Origin of the sequence: Methanolobus sp., from assembly GCF_030682845.1 — an archaeon.
GTDB lineage: Archaea > Halobacteriota > Methanosarcinia > Methanosarcinales > Methanosarcinaceae > Methanolobus.
This window is the reverse complement of the sequence record NZ_JAUXNK010000079.1, coordinates 13,008-28,615: the sequence shown is the minus strand read 5'-3', so window position 1 is coordinate 28,615 and position 15,608 is coordinate 13,008. Positions and strand designations below refer to the sequence as shown.

The following is a 15,608-nucleotide window of genomic DNA, read 5'->3' as shown; positions in this document are numbered from 1 at the left end:
CCACACCTGCTACTATGCTTGATTATTTTTCAATGATCGTTTCTTCGATCTTCATTCCGAAGTGGCGACCGATATCCTCTGAGTGCACGAGTATCTCGTCACCAACCTTAAGGTCGGTCACAGATACGGGCTTTTTATCTTTGGTAACAAGTTTTATTGTTTCAGCATTCTGCAATATGTTCTTGACTATCTTGCCATCGATGTCTGCTTCCACGATTACCAGCGGCCTTCTCTCTATCTTGACCCTGCCTACAACGCCTGTCCTTTGCCCGCCATCGGCATCCACGATAGTGACCTCATCCCCGGCCTTCAGTTCGGAGAGGTAGCGGGTCTTCTCGCCCACCTTTATATAGGCATGCACAGCACCGGCATTGACCCTGAACGGACGGGATGCCACATAAGGACTTTCTTCGGATTCAGAGTGCACCAGGAACATACCATTTGATTGCGAGCCCACAAGCATGCCCTCTCCCCTGACCATGAGGTTACAGGTATCCACGCAGACCCGGTCTCCCATGCCTATAGGGTCGACCCTTGTGACTATGGCAGTCTTAAGCTCAATGTCATTTACACCTGCACTTTCTGCAAGGGTAGCAGTCTTTTTTATCTGGTTGAGATCTTTGGTGTCCAGAAGCACTCCGTCGGAACCGTGCTCCATGGTCTCAAAGGCAAGCTTTGCCTGTTCGGAGTTCTTCACACCGGATATCAGTTTCACGTTCTTTTTCTGTAGTCCTGCTATAAGGTTCTCCAGGGGGATGACCTGCCAGTCTGTTCCCACAGTGATAAGATAATCACAGACGTTACCCAGCTCTGCGGCAAAGTTCTCATATTCCTTGTTGCGGATGATGACGTATCCGGCAACCTTGATTCCCTTCTCCTTTAGCCGGATGGCCGTTGTGACATCAAGGGATCCTCCGTAGTCAGGTGGAAGCGGCTTTGTGCCATCTCCTTCCCCTCCTTTTCCGACTACGATAATGTCAGCCTCTGATTTGTTATCATAGGCAAAGGCAGCAACTTTTACATTTCCCAGTTCTTTGACCTTGCTGACGTCCGCACCATTGACAAGAATGCAATCTGCACCAGATTCAATACCTGTTGTGATCACGATCTTCCTGTCGTCCCAGTTTCCTTCATCGGCCTTAATCCAAATCGTCTTATCCTTCATATGAGCACTTCCAGATGTACTGGCTTTATCTCTCTTATTTGAGCATTTCCAGCGCTTCTTCTACACTCCTGTTGAAGTGCACTATCTCTGTTATAGCTTTTGTAATTTTTGTGGGATTCTCATGCTGGAACACGTTCCTTCCTATTGCGACACCCCGTGCGCCACCATCCATTGCGCCCCTGATCATCTCGAGGAATTCCTGGTCTGTATTCGTCTTCGGTCCGCCTGCTATAACTACGGGCACAGGACATCCTCTTACAACATCCCTGAATGTGTCGGGATCTCCTGTGTAAAGGGTTTTGACAACATCTGCTCCAAGCTCGGCACCAACCCTTGCCACGTGGGCCACAAGCTCTGCATCATGGGGATTCTCTATGTCCTTACCACGTGGGTACATCATAGCCAGTAAAGGTATTCCCCAGTAAGTGCACTGCTCAGATACCTCTCCAAGCTGCCTTAGCTGATCAGACTCAGTTACAGAACCTACGTTTATGTGGATGGATACAGCGTCAGCACCCATCTTCACAACTTCTTCCACCGAGCACACCTGCACCTTATCGTTTGGATCAGGTCCGAGGGCAGTTGAGGCGCTGATGTGTACAATGAGTCCCACATCGTGCCCGTATCCTCTGTGACCATGTATGATAATACCTTTCTGCATCAGAACTGCATCCGCCCCGCCCTCAGCAACCTTGTTTATCGATTCAGGGACATCTATCAGTCCCTTGATAGGTCCGTTAGATATACCGTGATCCATGGGGATAACGACCATATTCCTGCTTTCCCTGTGCATTATTCTTTCGATGCGAATTTTCTTTCCGATTCCCGTCATTGTATTATGCCTTCCTTTATTTGTGAATGGTAAGCAGGATGCAATGCATCCGTGCTAGTGTGTGACATAGTAGCACGGTGAACTATTTAAATCTTTTGCGCAGTACTGTAGAAGGCTTCCATAAACTTCCTCTCAGGCATCTTTTTGAAAATCGGAGATTCTGATTCCGTCTCCAGTGACCTCATAACCTATGAGGCGCTTTTCATGGTCGGTGCCATGGCTCTTTAAAATGTAGAATGATTTTTTTATCTCTTCCGTATCTTCCGTATGCCTGAGAAGTAGAAGATTATCAACGATCGTTGAAATGGGAATTGACGAAGCAAGCGAATCGACCCATGTTGCCTGGTTGCTGCTGATGAACATGGAAGTCACTTCCTTGTTCTTAAAGAGTCGGATGAGGTTTGAGATATGCTCTCTCTTCTCAATGCTGTCTTTAAAAATGTAGTCAAAACCTGAGATATCGTCAAGGAGTATCCTCTTTGCGCCTGTTTCTTCAATGGCTTCTTTAAGCTGTATTGCCTGCTTGCATGCATTGACATCTGAAGGGGAAGTATGCATTATACTTATCATGCCCCTTTCCTCCAGCCCTTTAAGATCCATTCCTGCATTTGCCGCATAATGTCTCAATTCCTGAGGAGTTTCCTCGAAACTGCTTATTATCCCGGGTTCCCCGTTCATCGCGCCATGCACAATGAACTGCAGTCCGAACAAGGTCTTACCAGTGCCTGTGTTACCTGCCAGGAGCGTCGAGGATCCCTTAAAAAGTCCTCCTCCGAGAAATCCATCCAGAAGAGGTATTCCAAATCCTGTCCTCTGTAAATCTCTGTAATTATCAGTAACCAGGTATTCCATCCGGGGATAGATATTTGCTCCTGAGCCAGTTATCTCAAAAGAGTGTTCTCCATCAAGGTAATTGACACTACTGAACTTGACCACTTTGAGACGGCGGTCATTGTGCATCCGCCCTATCTTCTGGGACAGGTATATGACGCCATCAGCGATATCACTGATGACCGACCTGCAGACCTCAGTGGTTGTCATCGTCCCTGTCATGAATACAATAGCGTTCCACTCGTTCATGGCTGTGTTGAGTGAATACATGAACCTTCTTCTTTCCGCTTCAGCGAAACCAAAGCCTATCGGAGTGACCGGGTCTATCATTACCCTGTCTGGCTTCATATTTGCGACAGCGTTTCCAAGGTCGACCAGCATGGTAAGAGGGTCTCTTTCGACCGAACCTATACTATAGGTACGGATATTGAGTGAATCATCATAGAAATCATATCCTGATAATGCTTCTCTTACGGATTTTTCTGATCTTGATGTAGGACACACATACAGTACCTTTTCTCCTCTTGCGGCGGCATAACAAAGGCTCTGTATCCCCAGTGTGGTTCTTCCGCTACCAGGGTTTCCGGCGAGAAGTACGGTTGAAGGCCGGGGAATACCTCCTCCAAGTATCTTGTCCAGGCCGGGAATACCTGTAGTTCTTACTTCCAAAATAATTCCTCTCTATATCGTACGGTAAATGGACTAATTATATTTACCATTATATGGAATGTCCTCTTTTCAATATAGTTTGTATCTAGATTTACTTAATACTATGTTTCTTAGATAGGTGGAATGTGAAACTGTCTTATATCGTGAGTTACAATAGCAACAATATTATCCTATCATCTTTAAATATCCTCTAATATCATCATAAAAAAGGTCGAACACATGAGAACATTGAAGATCCTTGTAATCAACAACTATGGTCAGTTCTGCCATCTTATTCACCGTGCGGTCCGGGACCTTGATATGGAGACCGGGATGATCCCAAACACAACTTCGGTTGAAGATATACTGGGCCAGGAGCCGGACGGATTAATATTGAGCGGTGGACCCACCATGGAGCGGGCTGGCAACTGTGCGGAGTATCTGGAAAGTATCGACATTCCTATACTGGGCATTTGCCTCGGCCACCAGGTAATAGCCAGCACATTCGGCGGCGAGGTCCGTCAGGGTAATTCGGGAGGCTATGCTGATGTGGAGATTGAGATCATTGACGAGGACGATATCCTCAAAGGGCTTGGCCCCAGAACGCATGTATGGGCTTCCCATGCAGATGAGGTAAGCGTGCTGCCAGAGGATTTCATAAGGCTCGCAAGGTCCCCTATATGCGACATCGAGGCCATGAAGCATTCTGAAAGGCCTATTTACGGCGTACAGTGGCATCCCGAAGTCGCACATACTGAAAAAGGGGAAAAGCTTCTGACGAATTTCCTTGAGGTATGTGAGAAATATTAACTCACATTCCCATTTTCTTCATCATTTTCTGCATGTTGAACTTGCCGCCGCGGAATCCTTTCATGGCGGTCTGCATCATCTTGTGATACTTGAGGAGTTCCCTCACATCCTCTGCACTGGATCCTGAACCAATGGCTATCCTCTTTATGCGGGAACTGCCAATAACCCTGGGGTTGAGCATTTCCTCTTCGGTCATGGAGTCCATCAGTATCCTGTAGCGCTTGAGCTTGTCACCAGTGACCTGGTAAGCGTCCTCGGGTATCTTTGCCCCGAGTCCTCCAAGAGGGAGCATCTGCATGATCTGCTTCATGGGTCCAAGCTTATTCAGACTCTCGAGCTGCTTGTACATGTCCTTGAGGGTGAACCGGCCCATCATCATGGATTGTACATCGAGTTCCTCGTCTGCCAGTGTCTCTTCTGCTTTTTCGATAAGGCTCTTGATATCACCCATCCCAAGTAACCTGGAGATGAACCTGTCAGGTTCGAATTTCTCAAGATCCTCAGGCGTTTCTCCGACTCCGATAAAGGCTATTGAGGAATTTGTCTCGGACACTGCAGAAAGAGCACCACCACCCTTTGCGGTACCATCCAGCTTGGAGATTATGACTCCGGATATCCCGATAGATTCATTGAACGCACGGGCCTGCTCGCTAGCCTGTTGCCCGATAGCACCATCAAGCACAAGCAGCTTATAATCCGGCTGTGCCATTGCATGTATGTCTTCCATTTCCTTGATAAGGTCTTTCTCAAGGGAATGCCTTCCCGCAGTGTCTACAATGATGACGTCGGATTTATGGCATTCCTTAAGGCCTCTTTCAACTATGCCTACAGCATCAGGATTGCCCTCCTCTCCGTAGAATGCGACATCGAGTTTGGTACATAGCGTCTTAAGTTGCTGGTAAGCACCCGGCCTGAACGTATCGGCGCATATAACTGCAGGTCTCAGTCCTTTTCTCTGGAAATAGCGTGCCAGCTTGGATGTGGTTGTGGTCTTACCGCTACCCTGCAGCCCTATCATCATTATCTTCTGGGGCTTGAGGGGGATATCTGTGCTTTTTCCGATGATATTGATGAGTTCCTGGTAGACGATCCTCAGCACGTGCTCCCGCGGGCTCATGCCCGATGGTACCTCTTCATGTAGCGCACGCTCTTTGATGTGCTTTGACATCTCCATAACCAGCTTGACATTGACATCTGCCTGAAGCAGGGCTCTCTGAATGTCCTTGACTACCTCGGTCACAGTTCGTTCATCGATACGTCCTGATTTTACCAGTTTCTTGAGGGCATCCTGCAAGGAACTCCCTAATTTATCCATAACCATTTAAGGATCATCCTGTCTCTCTTTTAGTTCTAATAAATGGGCAGTTCATATTTAACATTGTTGTGAAACCAGTTCCTGTAATGCAGGATTATGGTAACAAAAAACAAGGAATTGAAAAAAAGTAGCGGGGGATGGATTCGAACCATCGGTCTACGGGTTATGAGCCCGTCGGGATCTCCTGGCTACCCCACCCCGCTTCGGTTATTGCTTCAATTCGTAAGGGTACCCCTAAGAAGAGTATCATTACAGATAAAGGTTGCGTATGAGTATCGGGAAGCGAAAGAATATATGCAATTTCTGTCTAAATATATCTAAATCCGGAGGAAATGGAAATGGCATTGCCTGATAAGTTCAAATGTGTAGTTACTAACTGGGATTATATTTACGACCTGTGCAGAGAAGTTGCAGACCAGGTAAAAACTTCTGGTTACCAGCCTGACATGATAATTGCTCTTGCAAGAGGCGGTTGGTTTGGTGGGCGTGTGCTATGTGACTTCCTGGGACTGGATGACCTGACAAGTCTTAAGATCGAGCACTACATCGGGACAGCACTCGCAGGCAATGAGCCACTGATAAGATACCCTCTGGCAGATAATTCCGTGACGGGAAAGAACGTGCTCATTGTTGACGATATAGCTGACACTGGCAAGAGTCTCCTGCATTCCAGGGAATATGTTATGAAGCAGCATCCAAAAGAGGTCAGGACAGCAACACTGCAATATCTTGAGTGCTCTGTTTTTGACCCTGATTACTGTGGTGAGCGCCTTGAGGAGTGGGCTTGGGTAGTCTATCCGTGGAACTTAATGGAGGACATGATGGACATCATCTCCAGGCTCATGGCAAAGGAAAACCGGTCGTCATGGGACATCCCTTCGATAAGGCACGGACTTTATGTGTATCACTCGCTGGATTCCTTCTCTTTTGAGATAGCGCAGCCCGGCAGGCTCCCGGAGATCATGGCCGAGATGACCCGCAGGGGAATTGTAAAGCAAACAGTGGAGAATGGGAAACATACATGGGGACTGGCCTGAGTGTTCCAGGAAGCAAAAGGAAAGGAATTTCATGAATGAAATGGCCGATATTGCAATCATAGGTGGAAGCGGTATCTACGATACCAATATGCTGGACAAGGTTCGAACTGTCGATATCGACACTCCCTTTGGAAAGCCATCTGACTCGATCACTATAGGTGAACATGGTGACAAGAATGTGTGTTTTCTGCCAAGGCATGGCACCGGGCACCGGATATCTCCGTCCGAGCTCAACTCCAGAGCAAATATCTTCGCGCTGAAGAAACTGGGTGTCAGGCGCATAATAGCCGTATCTGCTGTTGGTAGCCTGAAAAAGGAACTGGCTCCTTTGGATATTGTCATTCCGGATCAGATATACGACCGCACAAGATCAAGGCCTTCCACATTCTTTGAAGATGGCATCGTGGCACACATAGGTTTTGCCGACCCTTTCTGCCCAGAGATGTCATCCTCCTTTGTGGATATTGCCAGGTCCAAAGGCTATAGTGTAAAAGAAGGTGGAACTTACGTGTGCATGGAAGGCCCACAGTTCTCGACACGGGCAGAGTCCAGGGTGTACCAGTCTCTGGGCTTTGATATTATAGGCATGACCGCAATACCTGAAGCTAAACTGGCACGTGAGGCGGAGATCTGCTATTCCATGATAGCCACCGTGACAGACTACGATGTGTGGAGTGAGGAAGATGTCACAATCGAAAAGGTCATTGAGAATGCTGTAAGGAACGAAGCCGCTGTAAAGGATATCATTGTGGAAGCCATCGAAAAGATAAGCCTGCAGCAGAAATGTATGTGCAAGAATGCTCTGGCAGGGGCCATTACAACATCTCATGAGGTGATATCTTATGAAACCAGGAGAAAACTCGATCTACTTATAGGAAAATACCTTGAAAAGTGATGTCTTATCCTGATTTGAAGATTATCGCAAGGATTTTAATATACATAGTGCTTATATAATCCGGTGAACCATGCCTCACAAGTGCACACGATGTGAATCTATATTCGACGACGGTGCTCCCGTTATACTTAGCGGTTGTCCTAGCTGTGGTTGGAACAAGTTCCTCTATGTAAAGGAGGAAGAAACGGAGCCAGCTGAAAAAGAGGCATCTGAAGATGATGCAGGTGAGGCTGAGAAAGAGACCGGACACCATGCAATAATAGATGAGAGTTCAGGACACAAGCCTGAAGATAAGTCTGCAGGGAAGATAATACGGGAGATCGATGAGATAATCGGTCCTGAGAAAAAAGACCGAAGCATCTCGGAAGATGAGGGCGAACGTGTGGAATCCGTGCGCATACTTGGCCCGGGTTCCTACGAGCTGAACCTTGAATCCCTTTTCGATCGCAAGGAAATAGTGATGGCGATAAAAGAAGATGGCACCTATGCGCTGCATCTGTCTTCCATGTTCAAGAGGGATAAGGATAAGGATAGAAAGTAAAGATGACATTGCCAGTTTCATCAGTACTGAGGCAAACCATGGACAACACTCTCCAAAAGCGCTTCTGGGAGGTTGATGCTTTCCGTGGTGTTGCAATTATCCTGATGGTTATATACCACTTTTTTTATGATCTGAGGTCTTTAGGCATATACGAACTGGATGTTAATTCAGGTATCCTGCTGATAATAGGAAGAAGCGCTTCTATGACCTTCATTTTCCTCGTAGGTCTGTCTCTCACTCTTAGTTATTCCCGGGCAAGGAATCGTACAAGTGGAAATCGTAGTCTATTTCCCAAATATGTTAGAAGGGGTGCTGCTATATTCTCATGGGGACTTGTCATTACCTTTGTCACAGGCACATTGCTTCCCCGCGGCACCATCTTTTTCGGGATACTTCACCTGATAGGCGTTTCTATTATCTTGGCATATCCTTTTCTTAAATTTCAGATGAAGCCTCTGTTCGTAGGTCTGGCAATCCTTTTCATAGGTTTTTTTGCAGAAGGTGCATATGTTGATTTTCCCTGGCTGCTCTGGCTTGGCCTCAGACCCTACGGTTTTTATTCCATAGATTACGTTCCTTTAATTCCCTGGTTTGGATTGGTCCTCCTGGGTGTTTCAGCCGGAAACATCCTGTACCGTGGTTATAGGAGGCAGTTCAGGATACGTGACCTTGAAAATAATCCTCTGGTGAGACTGTTTGGTTACCTGGGTAGGAACTCGCTTTTCATCTACCTGGTGCATCAACCATTGATCATAGGCTTCCTGATACTTGGAGGATTTACGAATATTGATTTTATACCATCTTGGTTTTGATGGGAACTTTATTGTGAGCTTTCTGTAAAATGGGCTTCCCCCTTTACGAACCTATTCTCTTTGTAATCTTCAAAAGCCTGCTTTAATTCTTCCTGCGTGTTCATTACTACCGGCCCGCGCCATGCCACAGGTTCATTCAGTGGTTTGCCGGAAAGCAACAGGAACCTTACGCCTTTGTCTGCTGCTTTTACTTCTATCCAGTAATCGCTCTTAAATATGACAAGGCTCTCACTCCCTGCAAATGAGATGCTTTCCGGATCGAAATAACCCTCTCCTTCCAGGACGTATGCCAGAACAGTATTTTCCGGCTGCGTGGGGTGCCTGAAGGAAGCATCGGCAGGGATATTCACGTCCAGATATTCTATCTCAGTCATGATATCCTTAACAGGGCCGTGCATCCCATCGACATTTCCGCATATCACTTTGACCACGGTGCCGTTCATTGTGTGCACCGAGGGTATCTGCTCGCTTTTAATTTCTCTGTATCGGGGAGGCATCATCTTATGTGCTGCAGGAAGGTTGGTCCACAGTTGCAGCCCCCGTAGTTCTCCCTTCTCATTTCCCTTTGGCATTTCCTGGTGTATTATGCCGCTGCCCGCAGTCATCCACTGTATGTCGCCGGGGCCTATCGTGCCTTTGTTCCCGAGGCTGTCCCTGTGCTCCACAATCCCCGAAATCATATAGGTTATCGTTTCCATGCCACGATGGGGATGCCACGGGAACCCCATCCTGTAATCACTCGGATTGTCCGAGTGGAAATCGTCAAGCATAAGGAACGGGTCCAGGTCCGGGCCTCTGCTTGAAGTGAACGCCCTTTTCAGATGCACTCCGGCTCCTTCGGTGATTGGCACGCTCTTCAGTATCTGTCTGACATTACTGGTATTGCTTATATCGCTAGTATTACCCATTGTTTCCCCCTATGGATATCGTCCGTAAGCCGTATTAACCATTTGTGTCATCTTTCTCATATCTTTACAAAAGAAACCATGGCTGGCGAGCAAATGCATGAAGATCTCATATCGAGTATAAGGGCGGAACTGGCCCAAAGCGCAGATGAAAAGACAAAAGCTTCAAATGCACGTTTTTTTAAGGAAGGGATAAACTGTTATGGTGTAAAGGCTGCAATTGTCCTCAGGGTCGCAGATAAACACTACGGGCAGATAAAGCGCACCAGCAGGAAATTTTTGAATATGTGATGAAAAATAAGACGGTCATGCCAAGAACATCTTTGAGGTATGCAATCGAGAAGTTCCCGGAAGATATGAGAAAAAAGGCAATGGAAAAGTAGGTCCTTTTCACAATACAGCTGAAGCCGTTGATCAGGCTGCCTCTCCGGCTACTTCGCTCTTTATCTCTTCGAATATTATGGCGTTCTCTCTTATCCTGGCTTCAGCTTCAGAGAAGTTGAGGTCCTTGCACTCGTTATAGAACCCAATGAACCTTGTGAGCCACATAACTCTCAGTGCATCCACCAGGCGGACATCATATGTTGTTGAATATTCATTGTAGATAAGCCATACAATGCGTGACCACCTCTCAGCATCAAGGTATTGTTCTCCCTCAAGGAAAGCTCCCAGATGATTCAGGATATCCTTTGGCAGCAGTTTCTCGTAAATATCGGAATATTCTCCGTATCTTTTGGATACTGTCTCAAGCATTTTCTCCCTGTTGACAGCCACAGGCACAGGCACAGGCCCATAGTATTCAGACACCCCTGCAATTTCCGTTGGCACAGACCTGTGATTCTTTCCATCATAGTAAACGGCAAGGTCAAACATTGTTTTGACCACCTGCCTGAACATTGGTATCAGGGAAGATTCGGGATCTACATACTTTGTAGTGGATTCATGGAGTTTTAACCCAAGCATGGCCTCCCTTATCCTGCGTTTCTCTGCGGATGCTACGGTAGTAATGAATATGTCTATTCCAAAGTCCGAAGGAAAAAGAGGATGGGTGCGTAATATTTCCATTAGTTTGCTGGATATGCAGAATTCTCCTCCAATGGGTTGCCGGATATCGGTACCATAGTAAGCTCTTGTGAAGGGATATGCAAGGTTGTTCGTGATAACCCCGTCAAACTTGTCGCGCACATAGAAAGGAACAACAAGGTCCGTTCTGCCATAAAGTACGGGCCGGACCATCTCCTGTATCCATTCTCCCTTGACCGATAGTAAGTCCCCGTCAACAAAAGCAATAGCTTTGGAATTGAGCTTGTGCGCAATTTCCATTACCGTGCGTATCCCATCTCCCTTACCAGGGACTCCCATCTGCTCGACAACTATCTTTTTCACCGGGGACAGTTCGAACAGGCCTGCAAGTTCCGCTGTCCTGTCAGTTGAAAAGCCATCTGAGACGACAACCAGTGTATTGTAGGGAGAAAGGTATTGCAATATTCCCTCTCTTACAACATTCATTACATGCAATATAGTGGGTTCTACATTCTTTGTAAGGATTCCCACAACAACATCTATCTCGCCAATGCCTTCCAGCTGTTCCCCTATACCACGATTTACTTCCATGTTCTTCCCTATCTCTGCTTGTACTGATTATACATATATGCCGACATCTTTCAGGTTAACTTTTTGCCGGAATCCTACTTAAATAAACCCTTCTAAAAATACTACATTTAACTTAATTCCGGCAGTAGACTTTGATTCATCTCGGAAGAACTAATAATCATGAGGAATAGCATGTACTAAAATACAATTCAGAATCCATCTGGAAGCAAGTAAATCGGAGAGAGTAAGTAAGAACTTACTCCTCCCTGTGAATCTCGAATATCAATGTATTCAAAGGTTCATTTCTGTGCAGAAATCCTTTCATCCGCGCTCTTGAGTATATGCCCCAACATCTCCTCGTATGACATGCCGGCAAGTTTTGCCATTTTTGCTAGGTGGCCGTCCCAGCACCAGCCGGGATTTGGGTTCACTTCCAGAAGCTTAGGGTTGCCTGCGGCATCAAGTCTCCAGTCAAGGCGGGTGTAATCCCTGCATTCAAGACGGTTGATGAGCTTCAGACTGCACTCTATTATCTTTTCTTCTATGTCCCGTGGCAGGTCTGAAGAAACAGATTTTATTTTCCAGTATGGCGATTCCGGTATCCACTTTGCCTCATATCCGCACACCTTTGGCAGTTCCTCCGGAAGCTCGGAGTAGTCCTCCTGAATGATAGGGAGGACTGTGTAGTTCTCAGGAGGGTTGCCGATGATCCCTATGCTCAGGTCCTTTCCTGTAAGGAATTCTTCAATGAGTATCGGTTTGTCGTATCCCAGACCCTCTCTTATGTCGTAGATGGCCCTGACAACTTCATCATAGCTGTTACACACGCTGCGCTGGTTAAGTCCGAAACTCGAATCTCCAAAGTTGGGTTTTACAATAACCGGAAAGCCCAATGGCAGCTCGAACATGCTGTCTTCCGCTTTTACGATTATACCTTCAGGCACCGGCACTCCCAGGTCCTTTGCAATTCCCCTGACAAGTGCCTTATCATAACAGAATGCAAGACATTGTGGCCCTGAGCCGGTGTAGGGGATGCCCAGCATCTCCAGCAGTGCGGGCACATGCAGTTCCCTTCTGGGATCGTTGCTGTAACCCTCGTCACACAGGTTGAATACGAAATCTACCTTGCCTTTGAGTTTTGCAAGGTCAGGGATGAGCGTATCGTGGTTGTTCAGGTATTTGAAAGAGTAACCTTCGGCTGGCTGGATACTGCCTTTCAGCTGTTCAATGGTATACAGGTCGTCATCATCAAAGACGCCACAGGGTTTTAGTTCATCTCTCTTCTTCGGGTCCCCGAAAACGACCACTACGTTCTTTTCAACATCTTTTATCTTCTTTTTCTTAGGTGTCCATTCCTTCTTGATAGATGCAGTTACGAATATGCGCCTTTCCATCATTCCCAGGTCCTGGTTGCGGAGGGTCTCGGACTTAATGGAGTCCACTATCTCTATATCTGTGAATTCTGCCTCCTTCAAAAGTTCAATGAGGCCTTCGTTAGTATAAAGTCGCTCTGCGTAGAACTGATCTGCAACAACGCCCGAGGTTTCGTTGACGATAACCTCTCTTGATATCAGCTTCTGACCGTCGATGGATATGGACCGCTCCCTGCACACAAAATTGTGCTTATCGATCCATTCCCAGGACCTTGGCTGGTAATTCTCCTTAAGGTAAGAACCATCTGCCACATCAAGCAGGATCTTACCCCAGGGCTTGAGTATTCGTTTGACTTCTTTTAATACTCTCAGGTCTTCTTCAGCTGTCTCAAAATAACCAAAACTGTTTCCCAGAAGCATGACCGCATCGAAATTATCCGTTACATAGGGGGTTTTCCTGGCGTCGCCTTCCCTGAACTTAACACTCAGTCCCTCTTTTTTTGCAGATGTCTTTGCCCTCTGGATAAGATAGTGGGATCTGTCCAGCCCTTCCACATTTTTGACCCCTCTTCTTGCAAGTTCCAGTGTATGCCTTCCCTGCCCGCAGCACAGGTCAAGCACGTGACTCTCAGGCGTTAGTTTAAGGATGTTGTGAAAAGTGTCTATTTCCTGCCTGGTGATGGAGGCATCATCCACTATATCTGCATCTGTTTTCAGGTAAAGGGAATTGAATATCTTTTTCCACCATTCCGGATTCACATGTTCTTCAAGACGTGAGACAGGCCCGAGTGTCCTTGGTCTGCTTTTGCATTTGTTCTGATAGTTTTTGGCTTTATTTTTCATCAGGTATTTCCCTCTGAATTATGGGCTGTATCTATTGATACATTTAAGCTGAAAATAGATGTCTTAAGAATAAAAATCTATGTCCGCACAAGACCTTTTGATGGTGCTGTATATTTTATATTTCCTATATATTTTAAATATGATTAAATATGGCTGCCTTTTTATTCTTTAAATCCGCAGTTGCCCCGCGTCAGCAAAAATCGCTCAGGAATGTCTGCATCTCATCTATTCTTTCCAGTTTGCTGACCCCTACCCCAAGCAACCTGAACCTTCCACGTCCCATAAATTCCTCCATCAGCTCTACAGCTATTTTTATTATTGACATCTTATCGGTCGTTGCTGCATGCAGGGTCTTGGCTCTGGTATAGGTCCTGAAATCATCAAAGCGGACCCTTATGCTAACTGTCCTGAAGCGAAACTTCTTTTTTGTAAGTTCGGCATGCACTTTTCCTGTAAGTTCACAGAATACTCCAGTTATTAGTTCCGGGTCGGAAATATCCTCGTCGAATGTATCCTCCGTGCTGATGGATTTTACTTCTTCCTTCTCTTTCACTTGCCTGATGTCAATACCGTTTGCAAGCTGGTGCATTACAAGGCCATATTTCCCAAAACGTGATATGAGGAACTGCACATCGGCCATCGCGAGCTTTCCGATTGTGTTTATGCCTATATCCTCCAACATTGGTTGTGTCTTTTTTCCAATCCCGGGTATCCTGGACACGCAAAGGGGATGGAGGAAACTTTCTGTTTCCTCAGGTCTTACAACCGTCAGTCCGTCGGGCTTGTTGATATCGGAAGCTATTTTGGCAATGACCTTATTGGGTGCGACCCCAATAGAACAGGTCAGGCCCTGCTTAGAGAGCACCTCCCGCTTGATCTTTCGCGCAAGCAGGGTAGCTGACAGATAATCCTCTATACTGTCCCCTACATCCAGGTAGGCCTCATCAACGCTGACCTGCTGGAACCTGTCTGCAAATATCCGCAGCACTTCCATTATGTTGTCCGATGTTTCCTTGTAAAGACTCATATTTACAGGCAGGTAGATGGCCTCAGGGCAGAGCCTGTAGGCTCTGGATATGGGCATTGCTGAATGGATCCCGAATTTTCGGGCTTCATATGAGCAGGTGCTGACAACTCCTCTTCCCTTCCCTCCTTTTGGGTCGGAGCCTACGACCACAGGCAAACCCTTAAGTTCAGGCTGCTCCCTTACCTCAACGGAAGAATAAAAACTGTCCATGTCCACATGCATCGTTATCCTGCTGTGCGGTGACTTGTTCATTGAGATTATTTTTATATAATAAGTACTTTAATTAAACTATTGGTAGCGCTCCGAAAGTATTCTTATCACAGGAGTACTAATATGCTACCGGCTTTAACTAATCCATAAGGTGAAGAATGTATCTATATATCGCAATGTCAGCTTATATTGTTGTCCTTTTCCTCACCCTGCGCGATATCCGCATCTACAGGCGCACGGGTCTGGCTTCGTATCGTAAAGGAGCTTTTAAGGGGCTTATAGCCTCAACTGTCGTGCTCCTGGGTGTCCTGCTCACTCCTCTGTTCCCGAATCCGGGGCTTCTTGTAGTCTTTATCGGGCTTTTCATAAACCGAAAGGGAATCAGGGAAAAAGTATTCAGGGATGCAGGTACTACGGACCGGTTGCTTGGCAAGACCGACATTTAATTATGGTTGAAGGTCTATTCCGGCAATCCAAAAGGTATAAATGTAAGTGTATTTATTATAAGCCGTTACAACTTATTGTCATAAAGTTTACAGTCTTATCACATATCAATGGAGAATCATCATGGGAAATATTAGACAGAACAACATCAAGACCATCTCACTGCGCTTAATTGACAAGTATAGTGACTCCTTTACAGGGGACTTTGACGCAAACAAGCTCCTTGTAACAAAGTACACCACCATAGAGAGTAAAGTTATCAGGAACCGTGTTGCAGGTTACGTGACAAGAAAGATCACACACAAGCCCAAAGAGTAATCCTTTGAA

The 15,608-nt window shown here is 46.3% G+C and carries 17 protein-coding genes and 1 tRNA gene; 9 read left to right on the top strand and 9 right to left on the bottom strand.

All coding sequences use genetic code 11. The annotated features are described in order from the left end of the window. Positions 1-22: 22 nt before the first annotated feature. The 3 genes from Q8J68_RS11230 to Q8J68_RS11220 form a co-directional block, all read right to left on the bottom strand. On the bottom strand, positions 23-1,165 hold the full coding sequence (locus Q8J68_RS11230) for a 3-dehydroquinate synthase II (protein ID WP_305311604.1): 1,143 nt from the start codon (positions 1,163-1,165) through the stop codon (positions 23-25). Positions 1,166-1,199: 34 nt separating this feature from the next. After that, a complete protein-coding gene (locus tag Q8J68_RS11225; protein ID WP_305311603.1) occupies positions 1,200-1,997 on the bottom strand; it encodes a 2-amino-3,7-dideoxy-D-threo-hept-6-ulosonate synthase in 798 nt (265 codons plus the stop codon). Between the two features lie 132 nt (positions 1,998-2,129). Beyond that, complete coding sequence (locus tag Q8J68_RS11220) at positions 2,130-3,497, bottom strand: ATPase domain-containing protein (protein ID WP_305311602.1); 1,368 nt, start codon at positions 3,495-3,497, stop codon at positions 2,130-2,132. A gap of 219 nt (positions 3,498-3,716) precedes the next feature. Here Q8J68_RS11220 and Q8J68_RS11215 point away from each other — a divergent pair, with 219 nt between their 5' ends. Beyond that, the gene (locus tag Q8J68_RS11215) at positions 3,717-4,286 is read left to right on the top strand and encodes a GMP synthase subunit A (protein ID WP_305311601.1); all 570 of its coding nucleotides are present in this window, start codon (positions 3,717-3,719) and stop codon (positions 4,284-4,286) included. A gap of 1 nt (position 4,287) precedes the next feature. On the opposite strand, the gene Q8J68_RS11210 is transcribed toward Q8J68_RS11215, so the two are convergent. Together Q8J68_RS11210 and Q8J68_RS11205 are read right to left on the bottom strand one after the other, a co-directional pair. Continuing rightward, on the bottom strand, positions 4,288-5,607 hold the full coding sequence (locus Q8J68_RS11210) for a signal recognition particle protein Srp54 (RefSeq protein ID WP_305311600.1): 1,320 nt from the start codon (positions 5,605-5,607) through the stop codon (positions 4,288-4,290). Positions 5,608-5,729: 122 nt separating this feature from the next. Continuing rightward, positions 5,730-5,804: transfer RNA gene (locus tag Q8J68_RS11205), tRNA-Met, on the bottom strand. A 135-nt stretch (positions 5,805-5,939) separates the two neighbouring features. Here Q8J68_RS11205 and Q8J68_RS11200 point away from each other — a divergent pair. The 4 genes from Q8J68_RS11200 (at position 5,940) to Q8J68_RS11185 (ending at position 8,886) form a co-directional block, all read left to right on the top strand. After that, entirely contained in the window at positions 5,940-6,638 is a 699-nt protein-coding gene (locus tag Q8J68_RS11200) for a phosphoribosyltransferase (RefSeq protein ID WP_305311599.1), read from the top strand. After that, positions 6,610-7,533, top strand: a complete 924-nt coding sequence (gene mtnP / locus Q8J68_RS11195) for an S-methyl-5'-thioadenosine phosphorylase (protein ID WP_305311598.1) — start codon at positions 6,610-6,612, stop codon at positions 7,531-7,533. The genes Q8J68_RS11200 and mtnP overlap by 29 nt, the downstream gene beginning before the upstream one ends. A gap of 70 nt (positions 7,534-7,603) precedes the next feature. After that, positions 7,604-8,074 (top strand): Zn-ribbon domain-containing protein, encoded by a 471-nt coding sequence (locus tag Q8J68_RS11190; protein ID WP_015053335.1) that lies wholly within the window; start codon positions 7,604-7,606, stop codon positions 8,072-8,074. A 38-nt stretch (positions 8,075-8,112) separates the two neighbouring features. Then, positions 8,113-8,886 carry a heparan-alpha-glucosaminide N-acetyltransferase gene (locus Q8J68_RS11185; RefSeq protein WP_305311597.1) on the top strand — a complete coding sequence of 258 codons (774 nt, stop codon included), beginning with the start codon at positions 8,113-8,115 and terminating at the stop codon, positions 8,884-8,886. Positions 8,887-8,894: 8 nt separating this feature from the next. On the opposite strand, the gene Q8J68_RS11180 is transcribed toward Q8J68_RS11185, so the two are convergent. Next, the gene (locus Q8J68_RS11180; RefSeq protein WP_305311596.1) at positions 8,895-9,794 is read right to left on the bottom strand and encodes a pirin family protein; all 900 of its coding nucleotides are present in this window, start codon (positions 9,792-9,794) and stop codon (positions 8,895-8,897) included. Positions 9,795-9,887: 93 nt separating this feature from the next. Between Q8J68_RS11180 and Q8J68_RS11175 the strand changes: the two genes are divergently transcribed. Both Q8J68_RS11175 and Q8J68_RS14995 read left to right on the top strand, forming a co-directional pair. After that, positions 9,888-10,082 (top strand): DNA alkylation repair protein, encoded by a 195-nt coding sequence (locus Q8J68_RS11175; protein ID WP_305311595.1) that lies wholly within the window; start codon positions 9,888-9,890, stop codon positions 10,080-10,082. Next, positions 10,082-10,174, top strand: a complete 93-nt coding sequence (locus Q8J68_RS14995) for a hypothetical protein (protein WP_370867634.1) — start codon at positions 10,082-10,084, stop codon at positions 10,172-10,174. Before Q8J68_RS11175 ends, Q8J68_RS14995 begins: the two co-directional genes overlap by 1 nt. Positions 10,175-10,205: 31 nt before the next feature. Here Q8J68_RS14995 and Q8J68_RS11170 read toward each other — a convergent pair whose 3' ends face one another. From Q8J68_RS11170 to dinB, 3 genes are all read right to left on the bottom strand, one after another. Continuing rightward, entirely contained in the window at positions 10,206-11,405 is a 1,200-nt protein-coding gene (locus Q8J68_RS11170) for a glycosyltransferase (RefSeq protein WP_305311594.1), read from the bottom strand. Between the two features lie 278 nt (positions 11,406-11,683). Continuing rightward, the gene (locus tag Q8J68_RS11165; protein WP_305311593.1) at positions 11,684-13,600 is read right to left on the bottom strand and encodes a methyltransferase domain-containing protein; all 1,917 of its coding nucleotides are present in this window, start codon (positions 13,598-13,600) and stop codon (positions 11,684-11,686) included. A gap of 190 nt (positions 13,601-13,790) precedes the next feature. Further along, positions 13,791-14,879 (bottom strand): DNA polymerase IV, encoded by a 1,089-nt coding sequence (gene dinB, locus Q8J68_RS11160; protein WP_305311592.1) that lies wholly within the window; start codon positions 14,877-14,879, stop codon positions 13,791-13,793. A gap of 116 nt (positions 14,880-14,995) precedes the next feature. Here dinB and Q8J68_RS11155 point away from each other — a divergent pair, with 116 nt between their 5' ends. Then, positions 14,996-15,283, top strand: a complete 288-nt coding sequence (locus Q8J68_RS11155; RefSeq protein ID WP_305311591.1) for a hypothetical protein — start codon at positions 14,996-14,998, stop codon at positions 15,281-15,283. A 121-nt stretch (positions 15,284-15,404) separates the two neighbouring features. After that, the gene (locus Q8J68_RS11150; protein ID WP_305311590.1) at positions 15,405-15,599 is read left to right on the top strand and encodes a 30S ribosomal protein S17e; all 195 of its coding nucleotides are present in this window, start codon (positions 15,405-15,407) and stop codon (positions 15,597-15,599) included. Positions 15,600-15,608 lie beyond the last annotated feature (9 nt).